13 protein-coding genes are annotated in these 19,803 nt (G+C 72.2%); 3 read left to right on the top strand and 10 right to left on the bottom strand.

Annotated elements, in window-relative coordinates:
- Position 1 precedes the first annotated feature (1 nt).
- Positions 2 to 964, top strand: coding sequence for an AbfB domain-containing protein (locus tag IOD16_RS14305; RefSeq protein WP_201440447.1), 963 nt, complete (start codon positions 2 to 4; stop codon positions 962 to 964).
- A gap of 82 nt (positions 965 to 1,046) precedes the next feature.
- Here IOD16_RS14305 and IOD16_RS14300 read toward each other — a convergent pair whose 3' ends face one another.
- The 5 genes from IOD16_RS14300 to IOD16_RS14280 all read right to left on the bottom strand — a co-directional run bounded on the left by IOD16_RS14300 (position 1,047) and on the right by IOD16_RS14280 (position 11,519).
- Entirely contained in the window at positions 1,047 to 2,333 is a 1,287-nt protein-coding gene (locus IOD16_RS14300; RefSeq protein ID WP_201440446.1) for a pentapeptide repeat-containing protein, read from the bottom strand.
- A 236-nt stretch (positions 2,334 to 2,569) separates the two neighbouring features.
- On the bottom strand, positions 2,570 to 6,079 hold the full coding sequence (locus IOD16_RS14295) for a ThuA domain-containing protein (RefSeq protein ID WP_201440445.1): 3,510 nt from the start codon (positions 6,077 to 6,079) through the stop codon (positions 2,570 to 2,572).
- 74 nt (positions 6,080 to 6,153) lie between these two features.
- Positions 6,154 to 9,330 carry a GH92 family glycosyl hydrolase gene (locus tag IOD16_RS14290; RefSeq protein ID WP_201440444.1) on the bottom strand — a complete coding sequence of 1,059 codons (3,177 nt, stop codon included), beginning with the start codon at positions 9,328 to 9,330 and terminating at the stop codon, positions 6,154 to 6,156.
- A 134-nt stretch (positions 9,331 to 9,464) separates the two neighbouring features.
- Positions 9,465 to 11,003, bottom strand: a complete 1,539-nt coding sequence (locus IOD16_RS14285) for a discoidin domain-containing protein (RefSeq protein ID WP_201440443.1) — start codon at positions 11,001 to 11,003, stop codon at positions 9,465 to 9,467.
- Positions 11,004 to 11,189: 186 nt separating this feature from the next.
- Positions 11,190 to 11,519 carry a hypothetical protein gene (locus IOD16_RS14280; RefSeq protein ID WP_201440442.1) on the bottom strand — a complete coding sequence of 110 codons (330 nt, stop codon included), beginning with the start codon at positions 11,517 to 11,519 and terminating at the stop codon, positions 11,190 to 11,192.
- A 212-nt stretch (positions 11,520 to 11,731) separates the two neighbouring features.
- Between IOD16_RS14280 and IOD16_RS14275 the strand changes: the two genes are divergently transcribed.
- Positions 11,732 to 12,940 carry an MFS transporter gene (locus IOD16_RS14275; protein ID WP_236594975.1) on the top strand — a complete coding sequence of 403 codons (1,209 nt, stop codon included), beginning with the start codon at positions 11,732 to 11,734 and terminating at the stop codon, positions 12,938 to 12,940.
- Between the two features lie 121 nt (positions 12,941 to 13,061).
- On the opposite strand, the gene IOD16_RS14270 is transcribed toward IOD16_RS14275, so the two are convergent.
- From IOD16_RS14270 to IOD16_RS14255, 4 genes are all read right to left on the bottom strand, one after another.
- Positions 13,062 to 14,297, bottom strand: a complete 1,236-nt coding sequence (locus tag IOD16_RS14270; protein ID WP_201440441.1) for a glycosyltransferase 87 family protein — start codon at positions 14,295 to 14,297, stop codon at positions 13,062 to 13,064.
- 69 nt (positions 14,298 to 14,366) lie between these two features.
- Positions 14,367 to 15,566, bottom strand: a complete 1,200-nt coding sequence (locus IOD16_RS14265; RefSeq protein WP_236595165.1) for a bifunctional glycosyltransferase family 2/GtrA family protein — start codon at positions 15,564 to 15,566, stop codon at positions 14,367 to 14,369.
- A 373-nt stretch (positions 15,567 to 15,939) separates the two neighbouring features.
- Complete coding sequence (locus IOD16_RS14260) at positions 15,940 to 17,112, bottom strand: epoxide hydrolase family protein (RefSeq protein ID WP_201440439.1); 1,173 nt, start codon at positions 17,110 to 17,112, stop codon at positions 15,940 to 15,942.
- Between the two features lie 234 nt (positions 17,113 to 17,346).
- A complete protein-coding gene (locus IOD16_RS14255) occupies positions 17,347 to 18,579 on the bottom strand; it encodes a hypothetical protein (protein WP_201440438.1) in 1,233 nt (410 codons plus the stop codon).
- Positions 18,580 to 18,750: 171 nt separating this feature from the next.
- Between IOD16_RS14255 and IOD16_RS14250 the strand changes: the two genes are divergently transcribed.
- Positions 18,751 to 19,407 (top strand): alpha/beta fold hydrolase, encoded by a 657-nt coding sequence (locus tag IOD16_RS14250; RefSeq protein ID WP_201440437.1) that lies wholly within the window; start codon positions 18,751 to 18,753, stop codon positions 19,405 to 19,407.
- A gap of 77 nt (positions 19,408 to 19,484) precedes the next feature.
- Here IOD16_RS14250 and IOD16_RS14245 read toward each other — a convergent pair whose 3' ends face one another.
- Positions 19,485 to 19,640: a hypothetical protein gene (locus IOD16_RS14245; protein ID WP_201440436.1), complete on the bottom strand. Its 156-nt coding sequence runs from the start codon at positions 19,638 to 19,640 to the stop codon at positions 19,485 to 19,487.
- Between the last annotated feature and the right edge of the window lie 163 nt (positions 19,641 to 19,803).

The following is a 19,803-nucleotide window of genomic DNA, read 5'->3' as shown; positions in this document are numbered from 1 at the left end:
CATGGGACACGTCGAACCTGCGTTCGGCAACGCGGTGGTCTCCGACCACCAGGTGTTCAACAGTTGGGGCGTGAACGGAGACACTCCGTCGGCGTTCCGCGTGCACCCGAATCCCCGTGCCTCCGCGGAGACGCTCCCCGACACGGTGCTCAACGGCTACACGTGGTCCAACCTGCCGAGCGGCACGCTGCTCACCTTCACCGTCGACTGCGTCTACCCCGACGGCGACGTCCGCGGAGCGAGCTTCCAGGCGCGGACCACCGGTCCGTTGGGGCCGCCGCCGGCGACGCGCGCCCCTTCCGGCCTCCACGTGGCGACGTACGCCAATGAGACGGCGGCCCTGGCGTGGACCAACAACGCCAGGTACGACAAGGTCCTGCTGCGCTGGGGGGTCGGCGCGCCGGACGACTCCCAGACCGACCTCCCCGGGAACTCCACCCGGCGCGACGTCGGCGGGCTCACGTCGAGCCACGCCTACGTGTTCCAGGTCAAGGCTCTGCAGTCCGAGGGCCCGCACGACTACACCGCCTGGACCAAGATCCACTGGCAGGCCCCGGTGACGTGGAAGTTCCGGTCGGCCAACTTCCGGGACCGGTACCTCCGCCACCGGAACTGGCTGGGCGAGCTCACCCCACCGGACCAGCCGGCGGACGACTTCCGCTTCACCCTGCTCGACCGCGGAGGCGACCAGGTGGCCCTGCAGTCGGTCAACTACCCGGACCGGTGCCTGCGCCACCAGGACTTCCGGATCAAGCTCCAGGGACCGGCCGGGGCCGGCGACCGGACCTGGGTCGACGACTCCACCTTCCACCTCGTGGACGGGCTCGCGGACGCGGGAGGCGTCTCGCTGCGGTCGAAGAACTTCCCCGACCGCTACCTGCGGCATCGTGACTTCAAGCTCTACCTCGAGCCGGCGGGCGACCCCACGGCCAGGGCGGACGCCACCTTCTACCGGAGCAACTGAGCTGTCACCGCCGCTGAGACCGGACCCCCGGTGCCGACCGGCGGACCGTCCACCACGCGGAAGGCGGCGGGGAGGAGCGCGCTCACGGCCGAGGGAGCCGGCGGATCGCCCGGACCAGCTCCACCACGGTGTCGCCGTGCTGGTAGAGCCGCTCTTCGACGTCCCGGTGGTGGATCCGGATGTACGTGATGGTGTCGTGGGCGGGGCCTTGGTCGGTGCCGCCGCCCACCGTCTCGCTGTGCCACGTGAACGTCACCTCCGCGACCTCCGAGTAGGGGATCTTGAGCGTCGGGGTCACGTGGACGCGCCGCTCGGTGAACGCGATCGGCACGTGCCCGTTCTCCAGGTAGCCGATCAGGTCCTCCCGGTCCGGCAGGGCGTGCGCCTTGCGCACGGCCGCCTCCCGCCGCGCCGTCTTGGACCCGCCGGCCCGGACCACGGGTCGGCGGTCGAGGACCGCGCGCAGCAGTCGACCGAACGGCGGCAGGACCAGCACCGGTCCCGCCCGCTCCGGGTCCAGCTCCGGCGGGGGCTGCCACCGGAGCGCCTTCGAGAGGTCCACGGTGCCGGACAGGAAGTCCGCCGCGCGCAACGACACCTGCCCACCGGCGAACGCGGCCCCGTCGAGGGACACCTCCGCGCCGTCGAACACCGCGCCGTCGAAGGAGACCTCGGCGCCCTCGCCGAACACCACGTCGCGGAAGGAGACGTCACCGCCGACGAACCGCGCGGACCGGAACGACACGGCGCCGCCGTCGAACACCGCGCCGCCGAAGTCCCCGCCGTCGAAGACCGCCGCCGTGAAGTCGAAGTCGTGCCCGTTCCAGCCGACCTCCGCCCCGGGCCGCAGGTGGTCGCGGACCAGCCGGATGACGGTGTGGCGCACCTGCCGCTCCTCCAGTGCCGCGCGCTCGTCCTCGGCGGACCCGGCGCCGTCCGGCGGCCGGTAGGGCAGTCGGAGGTACCCGCAGAACACGTCGATGCAGACCTGGCGGCGGCTCTGCCAGTCGTCTGCCAGGTCCGCCATCGCGTACACGCCGGCGAGCCGCACGGCGGCCTTGTCGGAGCCCAGCTGCTCGGCGACGCGGGCGTAGCGCTCGGTGAACAGCTTGGTGTCCTCGCGCGCGTGTTCCGCCTCGCCGAGGAGCTGCTTGCGGTAGGCGATGACCAGCGCGGTGACCCCGCCGACGCCCCCGGCGACCGTCAACGCGATCGTCAGGAGCCGGTAGCGGTTCTCGACGGTGAAGTCGACCGGGGCGCCGGGCACCACCGGCGGACGACCGAGGAGCCACCACCACACGGCGACCGCGGCGAGGACCGTGATGGTCAACCCGAGCAGGAGGACCAGCGCGATCTGCAGGAGCAGCAACGGCATTCCCAACGGGCGGGTCGCGCGTGGGCGTCTTTTCGGGCCGCCGTTCCTCCTGATCACCTGCGGAGGTTACACCTCTCGCCGCAGCGTGCCGCGGGTTCGGTCGAAGTGCCGCCAACGCCTGGTGCCCAACGGTTCCGGGCGTGACGCCCGTCCCGGGTCCCGGCACGGTGCGAGACCCGCGACGAGGTCCCCGAGCCCGCGCTGATCGGGCTCGGGGACCGCTCACCCGGTCAGGACAGGGTGAAGTGGTCGACGTCGAACAACCCGCCCGCGCCGGTGCCGGTGAACACCAGGAACACCGGGCCGGACGCCGGGCCGGCCAACGTCGTCGACACCTCCGCGAACCGGTCGAAGCCGCCGGTTCCGGTGACCGCGACCGAGCCGAGCAGCGTGCCCGTCTGCGACCCCGCGCGGATCTCGATGCGCCCGCCCGCGTTGCCCGACGACACCCGCGCGGTGAAGCGGGTCTTGCCCGACGCGGTGGTCTGGCCGTAGCCGGCCCAGTCCCCGTCGTCGATGTAACCGACGGTCTGACCGCCGCCGGCCGTGCCGTGCGAGGCGATCTGCACACCGGCCGAGGACGTGTACGCCTCACCCTCGACCCGCTGCGACGGCTGGCCCTGCGGGCGGCAGTCCGCCTGCACCAGGCCCGCCGCGTACCGGATGCCGCCGAGCAGGTGGTTCCGGAACACCGGGTCCGCGTACGACTCGACCGTGTGGCCGAGCCCGGTGTAGAACGAGCGGCCCGACGCCTGCGTGCGGCACCACGAGATGGGGTGGTCGCCCGCCATGGTGCCGCCGGTGTAACCGGACTCGTCCACGTTGGCCAGGACCTTCGACGTCGCGCGCGGGTTGGTGCGGAAGTTGTACCACTCGTCGGTGCGGCTCCACGTCGCCGGCAGGTGCGCGGTCGCCGGGTGGGACCGGTCCTCCGGCCGCACGGTGGCCTGCTGGATGTGCGGGTGCGAGTGGAAGTACGCGCCCACCAGCTGGCCGTAGTAGGGCCAGTCGTACTCGGTGTCCGCCGCCGCGTGCACGCCGACGTAGCCACCGCCGCCATCCACGTAGGACTGGAACGCGGTCTGCTGCGCGGCGTCGAGCACGTCGCCGGTCGTGTTGAGGAACACCACCACCGCGTACCTCGCCAGGTTCGCGGTGGTGAACGCGGCGGCGTCCTCGGTGGCGGTGACGGTGAACCCGTTGGCCGAGCCCAGGTCGCGGATCGCCTGCGTGCCCGCCGGGATGGCGTCGTGGCGGAAGCCGGCGGTCTTGCTGAACACCAGCACCTCGGGTCCGGGCGGCCCGACGGCGCCGGTGGTGAAGGTGAACGCGTCCAGGTCGAGCAGGTTGCCCTGCCCCGTCACGCCCTTGAACACGAAGAACAGCGCCGTCGTGCCGGTCGGCGCGTTCGCCAGGTCCGCCGAGACGTCCGCGAACGTGTCCCAGCCGCCCGTGTTGGGCACGGTGAGCGTGCCGAGCAGCGTGCCGGTCGCGGACCCGGCGCGCACCTCGATCGTGCCGCCGGGGCCGCCGGAGGACACGCGGGCCGTCACCGACCGGGCGTTGCCCAGGCGGTAGGGCTGGAACGAGATCCAGTCGCCGTTGTCGGTGAACCCGATCGTGCGGCCGCCTTCCGCGCCGCCGTGGTTCGCGGGTTCGACGCCCTGCTGGGCGGTGTGGTGCTCGGCCTGGCGGTGGCGCGGCTGCAGAACGCTCACCGCGTGCGAGGTCAGGCCCGCCCGGTCGGTGTACTCCGCGTCGAAGACGCCGTAGATGTTCGCCGCGGCGTCGTGCTCGCCGTCCACGGGCACGGTGATCTGCCCGCCGCACCCGGTGGCCTGGGTGATCTGGTGCCGGTGGCTGTCGTGGCCGAGCAGGTAGGTCACCTTGACCCGGGAGCAGTCGATCGCCCCGTCCTCCGGGTCGCTCACGGACACCTGGAACGGCACCGTGTCGCCGAACGCGAACAGCGCGCCGTCACCGGGCGCCCGCAACGTGACCGTCGGCGCGGTGTTGCCCGCGGTGACCAGGACGCTGGCCGTGCCGGTGAGCCCCTGCGGGTCGGTCACGGTCAACGTCGGCGAGTAGTTGCCCGCCGCGGTGTAGGTGTGCATGGGGTTGGCCTCGGTGGAGGTGCCGCCGTCGCCGAAGGTCCACCGGTAGGACAGCGCGCCGCCCTCCGGGTCGGTGCTGCCCGCCGAGGAGAACCTCACGGTCAGCGGCACCGGTCCGGACGTGCGGTCCGCCGCCGCCCGGGCGACCGGCTCGCGCGGGGCGTTGCCCTTGTAGTCGATGCGGTAGATGGCCTGGTTGCCGCCGCCGGTGCCGTAGTCCAGCACGTACAGCGAGCCGTCCGGCCCGAACTGCATGTCCATGACCTGCGTGCCGCTCCACGGGAACGCCTCGATCGGGCCCGGCGAGCCGTCCGCGCCCACCCCGATCGCCTTGATCCACTGGCGGCCGTACTCGCCCGCGAAGTAGCGGCCGTCCAGCGACTGGGGGAACTTCGTCGCCGAGTCCAGGGCGGGGTCGTAGCGGTAGACCGGGCCGCCCATGGGCGACTCGGAGCCGCCGCCGAACTCCGGCGGCGAGCCCGCGTCGCCCGCGTACCTGATCCAGGCGGGCTGCGCGGCGGGCAGGGTGGCCAGGCCGGTGTTGCGGGGCGAGGTGTTGTTCACGCCGGTGCCGCACTCGTAGCGCGCCCCGGAGGGACCGCTCGGGAACGTGTAGCGGACGTAGGTCTCGTCGGTGGTGTTCGTGCCGGTGCAGTAGGGCCAGCCGAAGTTGCCCGGCCGGGTGATCCGGTTGAACTCGACCTGGCCGCTCGGGCCGCGGGTCGGGCTGGTGACGCCCGCGTCCGGGCCGTAGTCGCCGAGGTAGACGATGCCGGTGGCCTTGTCCACGCTCATCCGGAACGGGTTGCGGAAGCCCATGGCGTAGATCTCGGGCCGGGTGCGCGCGGTGCCGGGTGCGAACAGGTTGCCCGCCGGGACCGTGTAGGTGCCGTCGGCCTGCGGCTTGATCCGCAGCACCTTGCCGCGCAGGTCGTTGGTGTTGCCCGACGACCGCTGCGCGTCGAACTGCGGGTTGCGGTCGGCGCGCTGGTCGGTCGGGGTGTACCCGTCGGAGACGAACGGGTTGGTGTCGTCGCCGGTGGTCAGGTACAGGTTGCCCTGGGCGTCGAAGTCGAGGTCGCCGCCGACGTGGCAGCACTGGCCGCGGTCGTTGGGCACCCGCAGCACGATCTTCTCGCTGGCCAGGTCGAGGGTGTTGTCGGTCTTCAGGGTGAACCGCGACAGGTGCAGCTCGCCGCGCCACGGCGCGAACGTCGCCTCGGTGCCCTCGGTCGGCGCGTCGCCGTCCGGTGTGCTCAGGCGAGGCGAGTAGTACAGGTACAGCCAGCGGTTGGTGGCGAAGGCGGGGTCGGCCGCGACGCCCTGCAACCCTTCCTCGTCGTGCGTGTAGACGTCGAGCTTCCCGGCCACGGTGGTGGTGTTGCCCGCGGCGTTGGTGACGCGGACCGTGCCGTCGCGGGCGGTGTGCACGACGGACCGGTCGGGCAGCACGGTCAGCGACATCGGCTCGCCGAGCTTGGCCGCGCCGGAGGCCAGCTGCACCTGCTGGTAGTCACCGGGCGGGATGGCCGCGGCGGCGGTGCTCTGGGTGAGGGGCAGCAGCAGGGAGGCGGTCAGCAGGGAGGCGCCGAACGCCCGCGCCCACCGCGGTGGGGACTCGGCCATGGCAGGGTTCCTTTCTCGGCCGGGCGTCCGCGAAGCCGCCCGGGTGGCGGTCGTGCCGGGTGTTCAGGGGTGGCTCAGCCGCAGAGGTCCATCGGGAGGACGCCCGGTCCGTCGACCACGGCCGTCACCCGGTGCACGACCACCGGTGAGCCCGAGGCGAGGCGGAAGTCGGCCCGCTCGTTCTGGCGGTGCGCCAGGGCCGCGTCCGGCACGGTGATCGTGGCCGTCTTCCACGTGTTCGTGCCGGTGTTGGTGACGCTGCCGGCGTGCTGGTAGGCACTGCCGTCGCGCGAGTCGTACTGGAGGCTCCACGAGTGGGCGCCCTCGTCGAAGTAGTCGACGGTGAACGCGGTCGGGAACCGGCCGTCGGCGGCGATCCGCTCGTCCACCGAGAAGTACATGTGCAGGCCGCCGGGCACCCGTTCGACCATCCGACGCGCCTCACGCCCGCCGACCGTGACCGGGGTGGTGACGCCGTCGCCCCCGCTCTCGATGTGCGTGATGCCCTTGGCCCGGTTCGTGGCGCCGAGCACGCCGCACACGCGGGCGGAGGCGCCCGAGCCGACCACGGCGACCGGCACCGAGACCGGCGACAACGCCACCTCCGAGGTCAGCACGACGGGGATGCTCGTGAAGCCCTGCACCACGCCCTCGGCCGCCTGCAACGACACCTGCGCGGTGGCCACGCCGTCGACCACCCTCGCCGTGCCCTCCGCCGGGGTCACGGTCACGCCGGCGGGCGGTGTGGCCCGCCACGACACGGTCGACGCGGACACCGGGGTCGCCGGTTCCGCGCCCGCGCCGACCGCGAACGACAGCGCGGCGGTGGACGGAGAGCCGACCGCGACCGTCGGCCGCGCGGGGCTGGTGGTCAGCTCCACCGGCGTCACCCCGGGCGGGAACCGCGGTGCGCCCGCCGGGAACGACGGCGGGCGGGCGTCGGCGCCCGTGCCCCACGTGCGGTCCGGCTGCCCGGTCAGGCCGAACGCCAGCGAGGTCGCCGCGCGGCCGCCCGGACCGTCGCCGAGCAGCGCCGACCCCGGCAGCCAGGTGCGCTGCGTCGCCGTGCCGTCCACGGACAGGCCGCGCAGGTAGGCGCCGCTGCCGGTGGACGTGATCGTGGTGCGGTGACCGGGCAGGTCCACCTGGACGCGCGGGAACAGCGGCGTGGTCACGGTCAGCACGTCCGTGCCCGGGGTCGCCGGGTACAGGCCCATCGCCGACCACACGTACCAGGAGCTCAGCGCGCCGAGGTCGTCGTTGCCGGGTTCGCCGCCGGGTGTGTTGGCGTAGCGGGTGTCCAGGGTGCGGCGGACGACCTCCTGGGTGCGCCACGGCGCGCCCGCGTAGTTGTAGAGGTAGGGCACGTGCATGTTGACCTCGTTGCCCGCCCAGTAGAACGGGTTGTTCGGCCCGGCGTTGTCCCGGGTGAAGAACCGGTCGAGCCGGCTGATCGCCCGCGCGTCGCCGCCGACCGCGTCCAGCAGGCCGCGGACGTCGTGCGGCACCAGCCACAGGTACTGGGCGGCGTTGCCCTCCTGGAACCCGGACTGGCCGAACACGCCCATGCCGGTGGTGACCGGGTTGCCCGCCGGGAACGCGCCGGTCGCGTCGCGCGGTTGCAGGAAGCCCGAGCCGCGGTTGACCAGGGTGGTCCAGTTCTGCGAGCGGACCAGGAACGCGCGGGCGGTGGCCTGGTCGCCGAGCGCGCCGGCGAACCGCGAGATGCCGAAGTCCGCCATGGCGTACTCGAGCGTGGCCGACGCGCCGTTGGGCACGTGGGAGATGTCGGTGGCCTTGGTGTTGTGCACGTAGCCGTCACGCAGGTACTCGGCCAGGCCGGGCCGCTGCTCGTACCAGCCCTGGCCCAGCTCGGCCGGGGTGGGCACCCGGGTCGCGCCCTTCACCAGCGCGGCCAGCGCGGCGCGGGTGTCGAAGTCGCGGGCGCCGAACGCGTGGGCCGAGGAGAGGAGCCCGGCGGCCGCGTCGCCGTTCATCACACCGGTGTAGCCGTTGGCGACCGGCCACTTCGGCAGCCAGCCGCCCTCGGCGGCCATGTCCACCAACGACTGCATCATCGCGCTGGTCTCGGCCGGCGCCAGCACGGCCTGCAGCTGCACCAGGGTGCGGTAGGTGTCCCAGCCGGAGAAGTTGGCGTACCGCACCCGGTCCGAGGTGTGCACGCGGTTGTCGAAGCCGGTGTACTGGCCGTTGACGTCGCTGAACACGTTCGGGTGCAGCAGGGAGTGGTAGAGGGCGGTGTAGAACTGGGTCTGCCGGTCCCGCGTGCCGCCGCCGACCTGGATCTTCGACAGCAGCCGGTGCCAGGCGGCGCGGGTCTGCCCGGCCACGCCGTCGACGTCCCAGCCGGGCGCCTCCGCCCGCAGGTTCGCCAGGGCGTTGGCCGGGCTGACGTAGCTGATCGCGACCTTCACGCCGACCTGGCGCTGTCGGCGGGTGTCGAAGGTGACCCACGCGCCGCCGCGCGGGTGGTCGACGGCCGTGCCGCCGGGGGTGAGCACGTCGTCGTGCCACGTCCCGGTGGCGGCGAAGGGCCGGTCGAACACGGCGGCGAAGTGCACCGCGGAGGTGTTGGGCCGCTCGCAGAACCGACCGCCGGCGATGGTGCCGGCGAGCTGGTCCGGGCCGGTGACGCGGACCTGCGCGGCCGTGTTGGCCACCTGCGAGGAGCCCGCCTTGAACAGCAGGTTGGCCTGCTCGGTGGCGGGGAAGGTGAACCGGCCGACACCGGTGCGGGTGGTCGCGGCGACGCGCGCGGTGATCGCGCCGCCGGTGCCCGCGTCACCCAGCTTCGTCTCGAACAGCCCGGGGCTCGCCTTCTCGTCGGCGTGGCTGAACGGGAGCGTGGCGCCCGCCGGCGAGCCGGTGACCGCGCCGACGGTCGGCAGGATCGGCAGGTCGCCCTGCACCGGGCAGCCGACGCCGGACAGGTGCGTGACGCTCAGGCCGAGCGAGGCCTGGTCGCGGTGGTCGTAGCCGCCGCCGGCGGGCCGGGAGGTGGTCTCCGGGCTCCAGCTGAGCATGCCGAACGGCGCGACGGCGCCGGGGAAGGTGTTGACGGAGCCGACGTGCTCCCCGCCGCTGCCGGTGCCGATGAAGTGGTTGACGAGGCTGGTCGGGTCGGTGACCAGCGGTGGCGGTTGGGCGTGCGCGGGTGTGGCGGCGGTCGCGGCGGACGCGGCGAGCGCCACGGCGAGGACGACCGCCGGGTGCGGCCTTCGGGTGCTCATGACAGGGCTCTCCCTGGGGTGGCGACGGTGTCGGCCGGAGTTGTCGAGGTGACGGCGTGCGGTTGACGATCCGGATGGTGAGCCGGTCCCGGGACCGCCCGGACCGCTCCCGCGCGGTCCGCTCGGCGGCGCGGTCAGAACCGGAACACGCCGACCTCGGCCGCCTGCCCGGCGGGCCACCGGGTGTTGGCCGTGAAGACCAGGCGCAGGTGGCGCTGGAACGCCTGCGGGACGGTGATGCTCACGCGGTTGCCGGTGGCCGGGTCGAACCGGTGGCCGCGGTTGGCCACGAGGGTCGTCCACGTGCGGCCGTCCGCGCTGCCGCGCACGGTGATCCGCTGGGTGCGGGGCTCCCACCCGGGCGGCACGGCCACCTCGACGCGGCCCACCTCCTCGGTCGCGCCCAGGTCCACGGTCAACGGCTGGGGGAACAGGTTGTGCGCGCTCTCCCAGTAGGTGCCCGCGTCGCCGTCGTTGGCGTTCGGACCGGCGTGGCCGGGGACGTTGCTCCGGGCGGTGAAGACGCGGCCACCGGCGAGGTCCGGGTTCGGCACGGGCGGCGCGGACCCGGTGAACTGCTCGACCCAGTACCGGGTGCGGTCGAGGTAGGCGGTCTCGGCGGCCTGGCCCGTCCGGCCGTAGGCGCCCTCGTAGGTCAGGTAGCCGTGGCCGGCCGGCGGGGTGGAGTCGGCGGGCTCGATGGTCGAGCCCTCGTGCCACTCGTTGAACGAGGTGATCGACACCCAGTCCGGCTTGCCGCCGGTCTCGGGGCTCAGGGCGTTGCGCCACTGCAGGTCGTAGGTCGCCCCGTCGGCGCGGTCCAGGGTGGGGCTGGTGTTGCCGGGCACGGCGCGGTCGTCCAGGTAGCCGGGGCCGACGGAAGGCGCCCAGACCAGGCCGTTGGCGCGGGCGTGGTCGGCCACGCCCTTCCAGCCGATCGCGGCGCTGCTCGCGATCACGTCGTAGGTGTAGATGCCGCCGAAGTGCGCGACCTTGCTCATGTCGGTGGTCTGGGCGAGCACGATGCCGGTGTCGCGGACGGCGTCGAGCGGCGTCCAGTCGGCCACGTCCAGGCTGTTGAACACGTAGAACGCGCCCCGGTTGCCGCGCTGGGCGTCGCGGTAGAAGGCGGGGCTCGACCCGTAGCGGTCGTCGAGGTAGCGGACGTCGGCGACGGTGCTCTGCGCCGTGCGGCCGCCGTACGGCTCCAGGTGGAAGGCGACCCGCACGCCGTGCCGGGCGGCGGCGTCGAGCAGGCCGGGCATGAGCCGGTCCTCGTACGAGCCCTGACCCCACCAGCTGGTCACGATCACCCCGGCGCCGGAGCGGCGGACCCACTGCATGTGCTGGTCGACCACGCGGGTCAGGTCGCCGGAGTCGTAGGCGCCGAGGGTGGGGAAGAAGTCGGCGCCGATGTCGTCGGGTGGCGTGTGGCCGCCCTGCTGCCAGTGCCGGTAGGAGCCGTACAGGTCGGGGCTGCCGTACCAGGGGTAGTAGAAGAGGTGCACGTCCGAGGGCACCGCCTGGGCGCTCGGCGCGGTGGCGACGGTCGGTGTCCCCGCGGTCGGTGTCCCCGCGGTCGGGGCGCCCGCTGCCGGAGTGCCTGCGGTCGCGGGGACGGCGAGGGCCAGGGCCGAGCAGAACGTGATCACGATGCTGAGCAGGGTGCGCATGGTGGTCCGCCCACATCCTTGCGTCGTTGTAAGGAGGGTCACACGACCATAAGTAAAGTCGACAACTTGACGCAAGAACTTGACTCACAGACGCAAAAACTCGACCAGACTTGTCCGGAACCGGACAGTTCGGTCGGCGGACTCACCTTGACGGCTCCACGCCACCACCGCCCCCGTTCCGCGTGATCACTTCCAGCGGCCGGCCGGCGTCCCCCAGGTGGCCGGCGCCGCGGCGGCCAGGTCCGCCGACGGGATGGCCCGGCGCTCGTCGTGCCAGACCGCGGTCAGCGGCACGTCGAAGGGGAACTCGACGTTCGCGCCGTCCTCGAACGAGATCATCACGTGCGTGTCGGGCCCGCCGGGGTGGTTGTCCAACCACTGCACGTGCGCCACGACCGCCGTCAGGGTCGCGTCCGGGGCGACGATCCGATATCCCTCGTCGACGTGCTGGGAATGCGTCGGGACCAAGGCGGGCAACGCGCGAGCCGCCTTCTCGTCGCGGTAGTACGCCACCATGGCCGACAGCCTATCGAGGCCCCTCCGCATCACCGACCGGATCCTGGGGCACTCCGCCGCCGGGAAGGGGTTCCGCGAATCCGCACGACAATTGCCCCCGGCGCGGAAACGCCGATAGAATCGGATTCGAGTTCAAGCCCGCGGTGATTTCCGGCCGGGCGTCTCGGCCATTCTCGGGTCATCGCCGACGTCACACGACAAGGACGGTGCACGTGACCACCCAGCAAGCCGCGTTGAGCAGGAGCAGGACCAACCTCGCCCTGGCCGCGCTGTTCACCGGGATGTTCGTGCTGGGCAGCGCCGAACTGCTCGTGGTCGGCGTGCTGGACCTGATCGCGGGCGATCTCGGCGTCTCCATCCCCGCCGCCGGGTGGCTGGTGACGGCCTACGCGCTGGGCATCGCCGTCGGCGGGCCGGTGCTGACCGCGCTGACGGTGAAGCTGAACCGGAAGGCGATCCTGGTCGGCGCGATCGTGCTGTACGCCGCGGCCAACCTCGTCCCGGTGCTGTTACCCGAGTACGGCCTGTTCCTCGCGGTGCGCGCGGTGACCGGGGCGTTGCAGGGCCTGTTCATCGCGGTCGGGTTCGTGACCGGCATGTCGATCGTCCCGCCGGAGCGGGCGGGCCGGGCGGTCGGCACGATCGTCTCCGGTGTGGCGGTGTCGGCGGCGCTGGGCGTGCCGCTGGGGACGCTGGTCGGCCAATCGCTCGGCTGGCAGGGCTCGTTCGTCGCGATCGTCGTGTTCGCCCTGGTCGCGCTCGTCGCCACGCTGGTGCTGGTGCCCCCGGTGGCCAGTCCCGCGGGCGGCGCGGCGGGCCAGGCCCGGTACGCCTTCGCCCCTCGGGTGCTCGCCGTGCTGGGTCTGAACTTCGTGGTGTTCACCTCGCTGTACGCGGCGCTGACGTACATCGTGCCGTTCCTCCAAGACGTCACGGGCATCACCGGCGCGATGCTCAGCGCCTACCTGTTCGCCTACGGCGTCGCCACGGCGGTCGGCTCGTTCGGCGGCGGGCGGTTCGCCGACCGGAACGCGGGCCGTGCGCTGATCGTGGCCACGGCGGGCACCGCGGTCGCGCTGCTCGTGCTCTACCTCGTCGGGTCGAGCCCGGTCCTGGTCGCGGTGGCCCTGGTGGCCTGGGGCCTGTTCGCCTTCGGCATGGTGCCCTCGCTCCAGGTCCGCGTGGTGGGCCTGGCCGGTCCGGGAGGTCAGCTCGCGGCCTCGCTGCCCGCCTCGGCGGCCAACGTGGGCATCGCGCTGGGACCGGTCCTCGGCGGCGTGGCGATCAGCCGGGGCGGCGCGGCGGCCCCGGTGATCACCGGCCTGGTCGTCGCGGTGCTGGGCATCGCGGTCGCCTGGGCCACCAGCTTCCTGAAGCCGCCCGTGGCGCGGGCGGACGAGCCGGCCCCGGAAGGCACGTGACGACGGGGGCAGGCTGCCCACGCGACCCGACGTCCGCGCGGCACAAGCAGAGGTCGGGCCCGGCGGTGCGGCCGGGCCCGACCTGACAGCACGCGGAAGCGCCGATCGGCTCTTCCCCGCGTCACACCTGCGAGATCTGCGCCGTCGGCGAGTTCACCAGGCGGCGTCGCGCGACGGCGAGCACGACGAGGAACGCGAGTCCGGCCAGCACGGGCACGCTGCTCATGGCCACGATGCCGGCCGTGGGCATGCTCAGCGCGCCACCCACCAGCATGAAGATCAGCACGGTCATCACGACCATCACCAGCCACGAGACCGCCACCGCCGCGGTGTGCGCCGCGCTGCGCCGCTGCCGCGCCCACCACAGCCACATGGCGAGGGCGGGGATCAGCCACACCCAGTGCTGCGGCCAGGAGATCGGCGAGATGATCAGGCCGGTGACGGCGCAGGAGAAGATGCCGATCGCCTCCATCCCGTGGCGGCTGTACCACGACGAGATCGCCAACCCGGCCACGCCGACGATGCCCGCCAGCACGAACCAGAGCCACGGCGCGCTCAGCACCCCGGGCATCTGGGCGAGCACACCGCGCATGGACTGGATGTAGGGCCCCGTGCCGGGCGGCGTCATCCGCTCGGTCGCCAGCACCAGCTCGCCCCACCACCGGGCCGACGGGCCGGGCAGCAGGATGAAGGCGACGACCACGGTCCCGACGAAGGACACCATGGACACCACGGCGGCGCGGATCCGACCGGTGAGGACGAAGTAGGCGACGAAGATGAGCGGGGTCAGCTTGAGCCCCGCCGCGATGCCGAGGGCGACGCCCTGGAACCGCCCGGGCTTGCGCGCGAGGTCGGCGAGGACCAGGAGCAGCAGCGCGATGTTCACCTGGCCCGCGCCCAAGTTCATGATCACCGTGGCCGTGGGCAGCGCGACCGCGGTGACCAGCACGGCGAACTTCGCGCGCTCGACCCGGGCCTGCGGCGCCAGCAGCCCGAGGCCCAACCAGACCGCGATCTCCAGCGCGATGACGTTGAGGAACGTCCAGATGCCGAACGCGACGTGCACGTTCAGCAGTCCGAGCGGGACGAAGAACAACGCGGCGATCGGCGGGTAGATGAACAGGAAGCCGTCATCGGTGGCGACGTCGAACGGCGAGATGCCGTCCAGCACCACCGAACCCGCCATGTGGTAGACCTTGAAATCCACTTCGAGCAGCCACAGCTTGTCGCGCAGGGGCAGGCTGGCGACGACGGCGACCCCCAGGGCCGCCGCGATGGCGAGACCGGCCAGCACCAGGCCGGCCGGCAGGCGACCCGATCCGGTCGCCGGTGTCGCGGGAACTTGTGCAGCAGGCATGCCAGCATCCTCACAATCGTCGGGCAGGGGCTCCTTGGGCGAATCGAGAGGCGGTTCCCGACTTCCCGGTCAGGTCAGCGAGTCCTCGCGCTCGTCGGTCCGCGGTCGCGACCGGAAGACCCAGGTGCTCAGCAGGACGAACCTGCCGAGGGTGCCGATCGCGGACGCGACCAGGAGGACGAGCAGCTCGACGGACCGGGACGGCTGGTCGGCGACGGCGTGCAGCGCCAGCAGCGCGCCGGAGGTGAACCCGCAGTACAGGCCGAAGACCACGAACGACTGCACGTGGACCCGTCCGGCGGGGTGGGAGCGGTCCCGGAAGGTGGCGCGTCTGTTGGCCTCGGTGTTGAACAAGACGCTCAGGGTCACCGCGGCCACGTTGGCGACCAGCGGCGGCCACCACGTCCGGAAGATCGTGTAGAGGCCGAGCGTGATCATCGTGGCGACGAAGCCGATGAGGCCGAACGACACGAGCCGGCGCAGACCGGAGATGTCGCGCCCGGACAACACGGCGTCGGGGTGGGTCGGCTGCGGCTCCGGCCGCTGGGGCAGCTCCGCCACGTCCGCGGCGCCGGACAGCTTCGCCCTCGCGATCCTGATCAGCCCGCGCACGTTCGTCGCCGCCACACCGGCGACCTTCACCCTGCTGTCCACGTCCTCCACCCAATCCACGGGGACTTCGAGCACCCGAAGCCCGTTGTGCTCGGCCAACAGCAGCAGTTCGGTGTCGAAGAACCACGTGTCGTCCTCGACCCGTCGCAGCAGCGGTCGGATCACCTCGGCGCTGGCCGCCTTGAAACCGCACTGCGCGTCCCGGAACTGGGCGCCGTGGGTGAGCCGGACGAGCGCGTTGTAGCCGCGCGAGATCACCTCGCGCTTGGGGTCCCGGACCGTGCGCGCGCCGGGCGCCAACCGCGACCCGATGGCGATGTCGGAGTGACCGGCGGCCACCGAGGCCACCAACGGGATCAACGCGTCCAGCCCGGTGGACAGGTCGACGTCCATGTAGGCGACCACGCTGGCCTCGCTGCTGGACCAGGCGGCTCGCACCGCGTTGCCCTTGCCCCGCTGCCCCAGGGACATGAGGCGGACCCGCGGCCACTGCTCGGCGAGCTTCTCCGCCGCCTGGCGGGTGCCGTCGGTGCTGGCGTTGTCGACGATGGTGATGGTCCAGGCGAACGGCATCCGGTCGGCGAGGTACTCGTGCAGCACGGCTATGCAACCGGGTAATGCGTGCTCTTCGTTGAGCACCGGGATGGCGATGTCCACGGTCACCGAGGACGGTGGTGGAGGGGAACGCCGCGCGGCGTCATCCCCGGGATCGGAAGCCCGACTGGCGCGTGGTCCGAGAGGTGTTCCCGCTCGGACGACTTCGTCGCCGGACCCGCGCCGTTGCGCGGGTATGTGTCCAGTCATCTGCCGCTCCTCGCACCGAGGGTTCCAAAACAGAATGGAGGACCTGATGGAGGTGGTGTTCTCCCAGAATGCCTGACCAATCCGAGCCGTGGTGATCCGAGCCGTGGTGATCCGGGGCGGCAGCACTTCGACGCCGAACCACAGCGAATTCGGCAGGGGTGAGCAGCCCCGGCACCGCGGTGATTCACCACGTCCGATTCCGTTTCTCGTCGGAGACCGACCGCGATCAGCTCGGGACGGCGTTCAGGGACCGGACGAAAGACCGGATGTCCGCCACGAAGAGCTCCGGTTGCTCCATCGCCGGGAAGTGACCGCCGTGCTCGAACTCCGACCAGTGCCGGATGGTCGACAGGACCCGGTCGGCGAACCGGCGCAACGGGATCGCGGCGTCGTGCTGGAAGACCGCGACGCCCACCGGGGTGGTCAGCTCCCACGGACCGCCGTAGCGGGAAGCGATGTTGCGGTCGGTCCGGTCCAGCGACTCGTAGAACAGGCGGGCCGACGAGGCCGCGGTTCCGGTCAGCCAGTAGATCGCGACGTTCGCGAGCATCAGGTCGCGGTCGATCGCCTCTTCGGGCACCGATCGGGAGTCGGTCCACTCCTTGTACTTCTCCATGATGAACGCGAGCTGCCCGACCGGGGAGTCGGTGAGGGCGTAGCTCACCGTCTGCGGGCGGGTGGCCAGGAGCTTCACGTGCGCCGACAGCTCCTGGTCGAAGTGCGCCAGCTTGCCGAGCCGGCGCGTGTCCTCCTCGCTGAGGTCGGCCAGCTCCGCCGTGTCCTGCGGCGGGAAGGTGACCAACGAGTTGAGGTGCACACCCGCCACGTGCTCGGGGTCCGCGGCGGCCAGCTCCAGCGACACCATGAAGCCCCAGTCGCCGCCCTGCGCCACGTACCGCTCGTAGCCCAGCCGGGCCATCAGCTCCTTCCACGCCTGGGCGACCCGGAAGTGGTCCCAGCGCGCCTCGCGGGTGGGGCCGGAGAACCCGAAGCCGGGGATGGCGGGGATGACGACGTGGAAGGCGTCCGCCGGGTCGCCGCCGTGCGCCCGCGGGTCGGTGAGCGGGCCGATCACGTCGAGGTACTCCACGAACGAACTGGGCCACCCGCAGGTGATCAGCAACGGGGTGGCGTCCGGCTCGGACGACCTGACGTGCACGAAGTGGACCTTGGCGCCGTCGATCTCGGTGGTGAACTGGTCCAGCTCGTTCAGCCGGGCCTCCATGGCCCGCCAGTCGAAGCCGGTGCGCCAGTACTCGGCCAGCTCCTTCACGTAGGACAGCGGGACACCGCGCGCCCAGCCGTCCGTGGGCCCCTCGTCGGGCCAGCGGGTGTGCTCCAGCCTGCGGTCGAGGTCGTCAAGGTCTGCCTGAGGGATCTCGATGCGAAACGGTTGCACGATCAAGTACCTCTCCCTTGAAGTGCTTACGGCTCCATTTCCCTCCGGACGTCTCCGGCGTCACTCGACTGCCCCCCGACACAGCTGTTCATTCCAGCCGACCAGGACAGAATGATCGACGATCGATGTTTCACACTTCTTCGAGAATGCCCAGTTCCGGTTGCCGCGCGGGCGGGCGGCCGCAGTGCGCGACGGAGGCACCCGGGCGGCTGGCACCCCGCCCGGGGCAGCAGGTCAGCCGACCCATTTCCCGTCGTCGGTGATGTGCGCCTTGGTGGGCGCGCCGGTGTCCCGGTTCAGCACGGTGAAGTGGGACTTCGCCTTGTTCCACTCGGCGAACACCGGGAACAGCGCCGACGCGTGCTCCCGGTAGACGATGACGACCTCGTTCACCGCCTGGCCACCGTCCTGGGCGAGGACGACGTGGTGCTCCAGCGCGTTCGTCCGCCGGGTGGCGACGTCGATGTCGTCCACGTTCACCTCGGTCTTCTGGCCCGCCCGCCGGATGAGGCCGGAGTGTCCGTAGCGGACCACCGGTTCGCCGTCGCGGACCTCGTTGATGTTGAGCAGGTAGGTGTGCATGTCGGTGGCCTGCGCCAGCCGCAGGCGCGTGAAGCGGTTGCGCATCTCCCGCATCAGCTTCACGTCGCCCTCGGTGACCGTCTTGAGCGACTGGATGGCGTTGAAGATCTGGGCGTCGCGTTCGGTGGGCGCCGGCATGAACACCACGGTGGCGTTCGCGTACGGCTTGAGCTGGGCGTAGATCGACAGCGGGACGCGGGTGCCGTGCAGCAACGAGCCGCTCAGGTCGTGCAGGCCCAGTTCGCCCTTGCGGTTCCGCCCGGTGCCCGGGTCGTCGAAGTGCCGCGGGTCGAGCCGCTTGCGCACCCCGTTCAACGTGCGGTCGAGGGTGATCTTCCGGTCCCAGGCCCGGTCGAGGCGGTGGTGGTTGTTGCGGACGTCGAAGTCGCCGCCCAGGACGCTCTCGTTGTTGACCTGCCGGGCGGTCATCCGGTCCCCGGCGAGCGCCGCCGCCCACGTCTCGGCGAGCTCGGCGACCTTCACCTCGCGCCACCAGGCGGTGATCCGGTCGCGGCGACCGTCCCAGGTGTCGCCGGCGCCGCCGAGCTGGTCCAGCCCTTGCCGGAGCAGGCGCTCCTCGGTGCGGGCCAGCTCGTCGCGGCGCAGCTGTAAGGTCAGCCGGCGCTGCTCGGCCCGCGCGGGCCGCTCGGCGAGTTCCAGTCGCAGGTCCTTGGCGATGTTCTGGGCGAAGACGTTGCCGCGGGCGAGCAGCGTGATGACCTTGCCCAGCTCTTCGTCGGTCAGGTCGGACGACCACATCTTGTACTGCTCGATCATCCGGCCGGTGTCCTTCTCGACCTCCTGGTGCCCGGTGGTGATCAGGCTCAGCAGTTCCGGCCGGTCCTGGTCCTGCGCGTACAGCGACCAACCCGTCTGGATTTTCATGGGATTCCCCTCGGAGGCGCCTGGTGACAAGGAGCCCTTCGCGAGGAGGAGACCGGGCGTTACAGGTGTTCCCGGCGTGCCCGGTCGCCGATCGCGGCGCCCGCCGTCGTGGCGGGTGCGGGGCGGCTGTCCACGACGGACGATGTCGGACCCGTTTGGCACGCTGTGCGCATGAGCACCTTCGTCCTGATCCACGGCGGTGGCGGCAGTCACCGGGACTTCGACCTCCTCGAACCGGAACTGCGTCGGCGCGGCCACGACGTGGTCGCGCCGGACCTGCCGATCGACGACCCGGCCGCCGGGTTCGCCGAGTTCACCCGGACCGTGGTCGACGCCGTGGGCGACCGGCGGGACCTGGTCGTCGTCGGCCACTCCTACGGCGGCTTCACCGCTCCCCTGGTGTGCGCGCGGCTGCCGGTGCGGCTGTTGGTGTTCCTCGCCGGGATGATCCCGGCGCCGGGCGAGAAGCCGGGCGACTGGTGGGCCAACACCGGCTTCGAGGCGCCCGAGGGCCTCGACGACGCCGAGACGTTCTACACCGGCGTCCCGGCCGACGTGGCGGCCCTCGCGCTGTCGTGCGGTCGTCCGCAGGTCAGCGCCGAGTCCGGCGAACCGTGGCCGCTCGACGCGCTGCCGGACGTGCCGACCCGCGTGCTGCTGTGCCGCGAAGACCGGTTCTTCCCGCCGGACTTCCAGCGCCGCGTGGCGCGTGACCGGCTCGGCCTCGAACCGGACGAGGTGGACGGCGCGCACTGCGCCGCGACCAGCCACCCCGTGGAGCTGGCCGAGCGGCTGGTCGGCTACCTCGACGCGGTGGGCCCGCGCTGACGAGACTCGTCGGTCGGCGGGCCTCGTGGCAGACCGTCGCCAGGGCAGTCCTTGTTCCCGGCGAGATGCGACGGGTGTCAGCGCGCTTCTTCCCACAGGGGGAGGCGGAACGTCGCGCAGGTGAACTCGCCGGTGATCTGCCCTGAGTCGTTGAAGTGGAAGACTTCCGAGCCGTGCCGCTGCACGCGGCCGCCGTAGCGGAGCCGGGCGAACCACCGCAGACGCGGGATCACGCGCCGAGCGCGCTCGCCGGCGCGAACTCCGCCCGGATCGCCGCCGGGCCGCGCCGCTCGGAGCCGCGGCCGGGCACGGAGCGGAGTCCTCGGGCGAAGGAGGACCTGACCCGGTCATGGTCGGGGTCGACGACGCCGCCCCGGCCCCGCGACCGGCGGGTCG

It is taken from the genome of Saccharothrix sp. 6-C (genome assembly GCF_016695385.1).
Classification (GTDB): Bacteria; Actinomycetota; Actinomycetes; order Mycobacteriales; family Pseudonocardiaceae; genus Actinosynnema; species Actinosynnema texasense.
The sequence above is the reverse complement of the archived record's forward strand: the minus strand, read 5'-3'. Positions and strand labels throughout refer to the sequence as shown.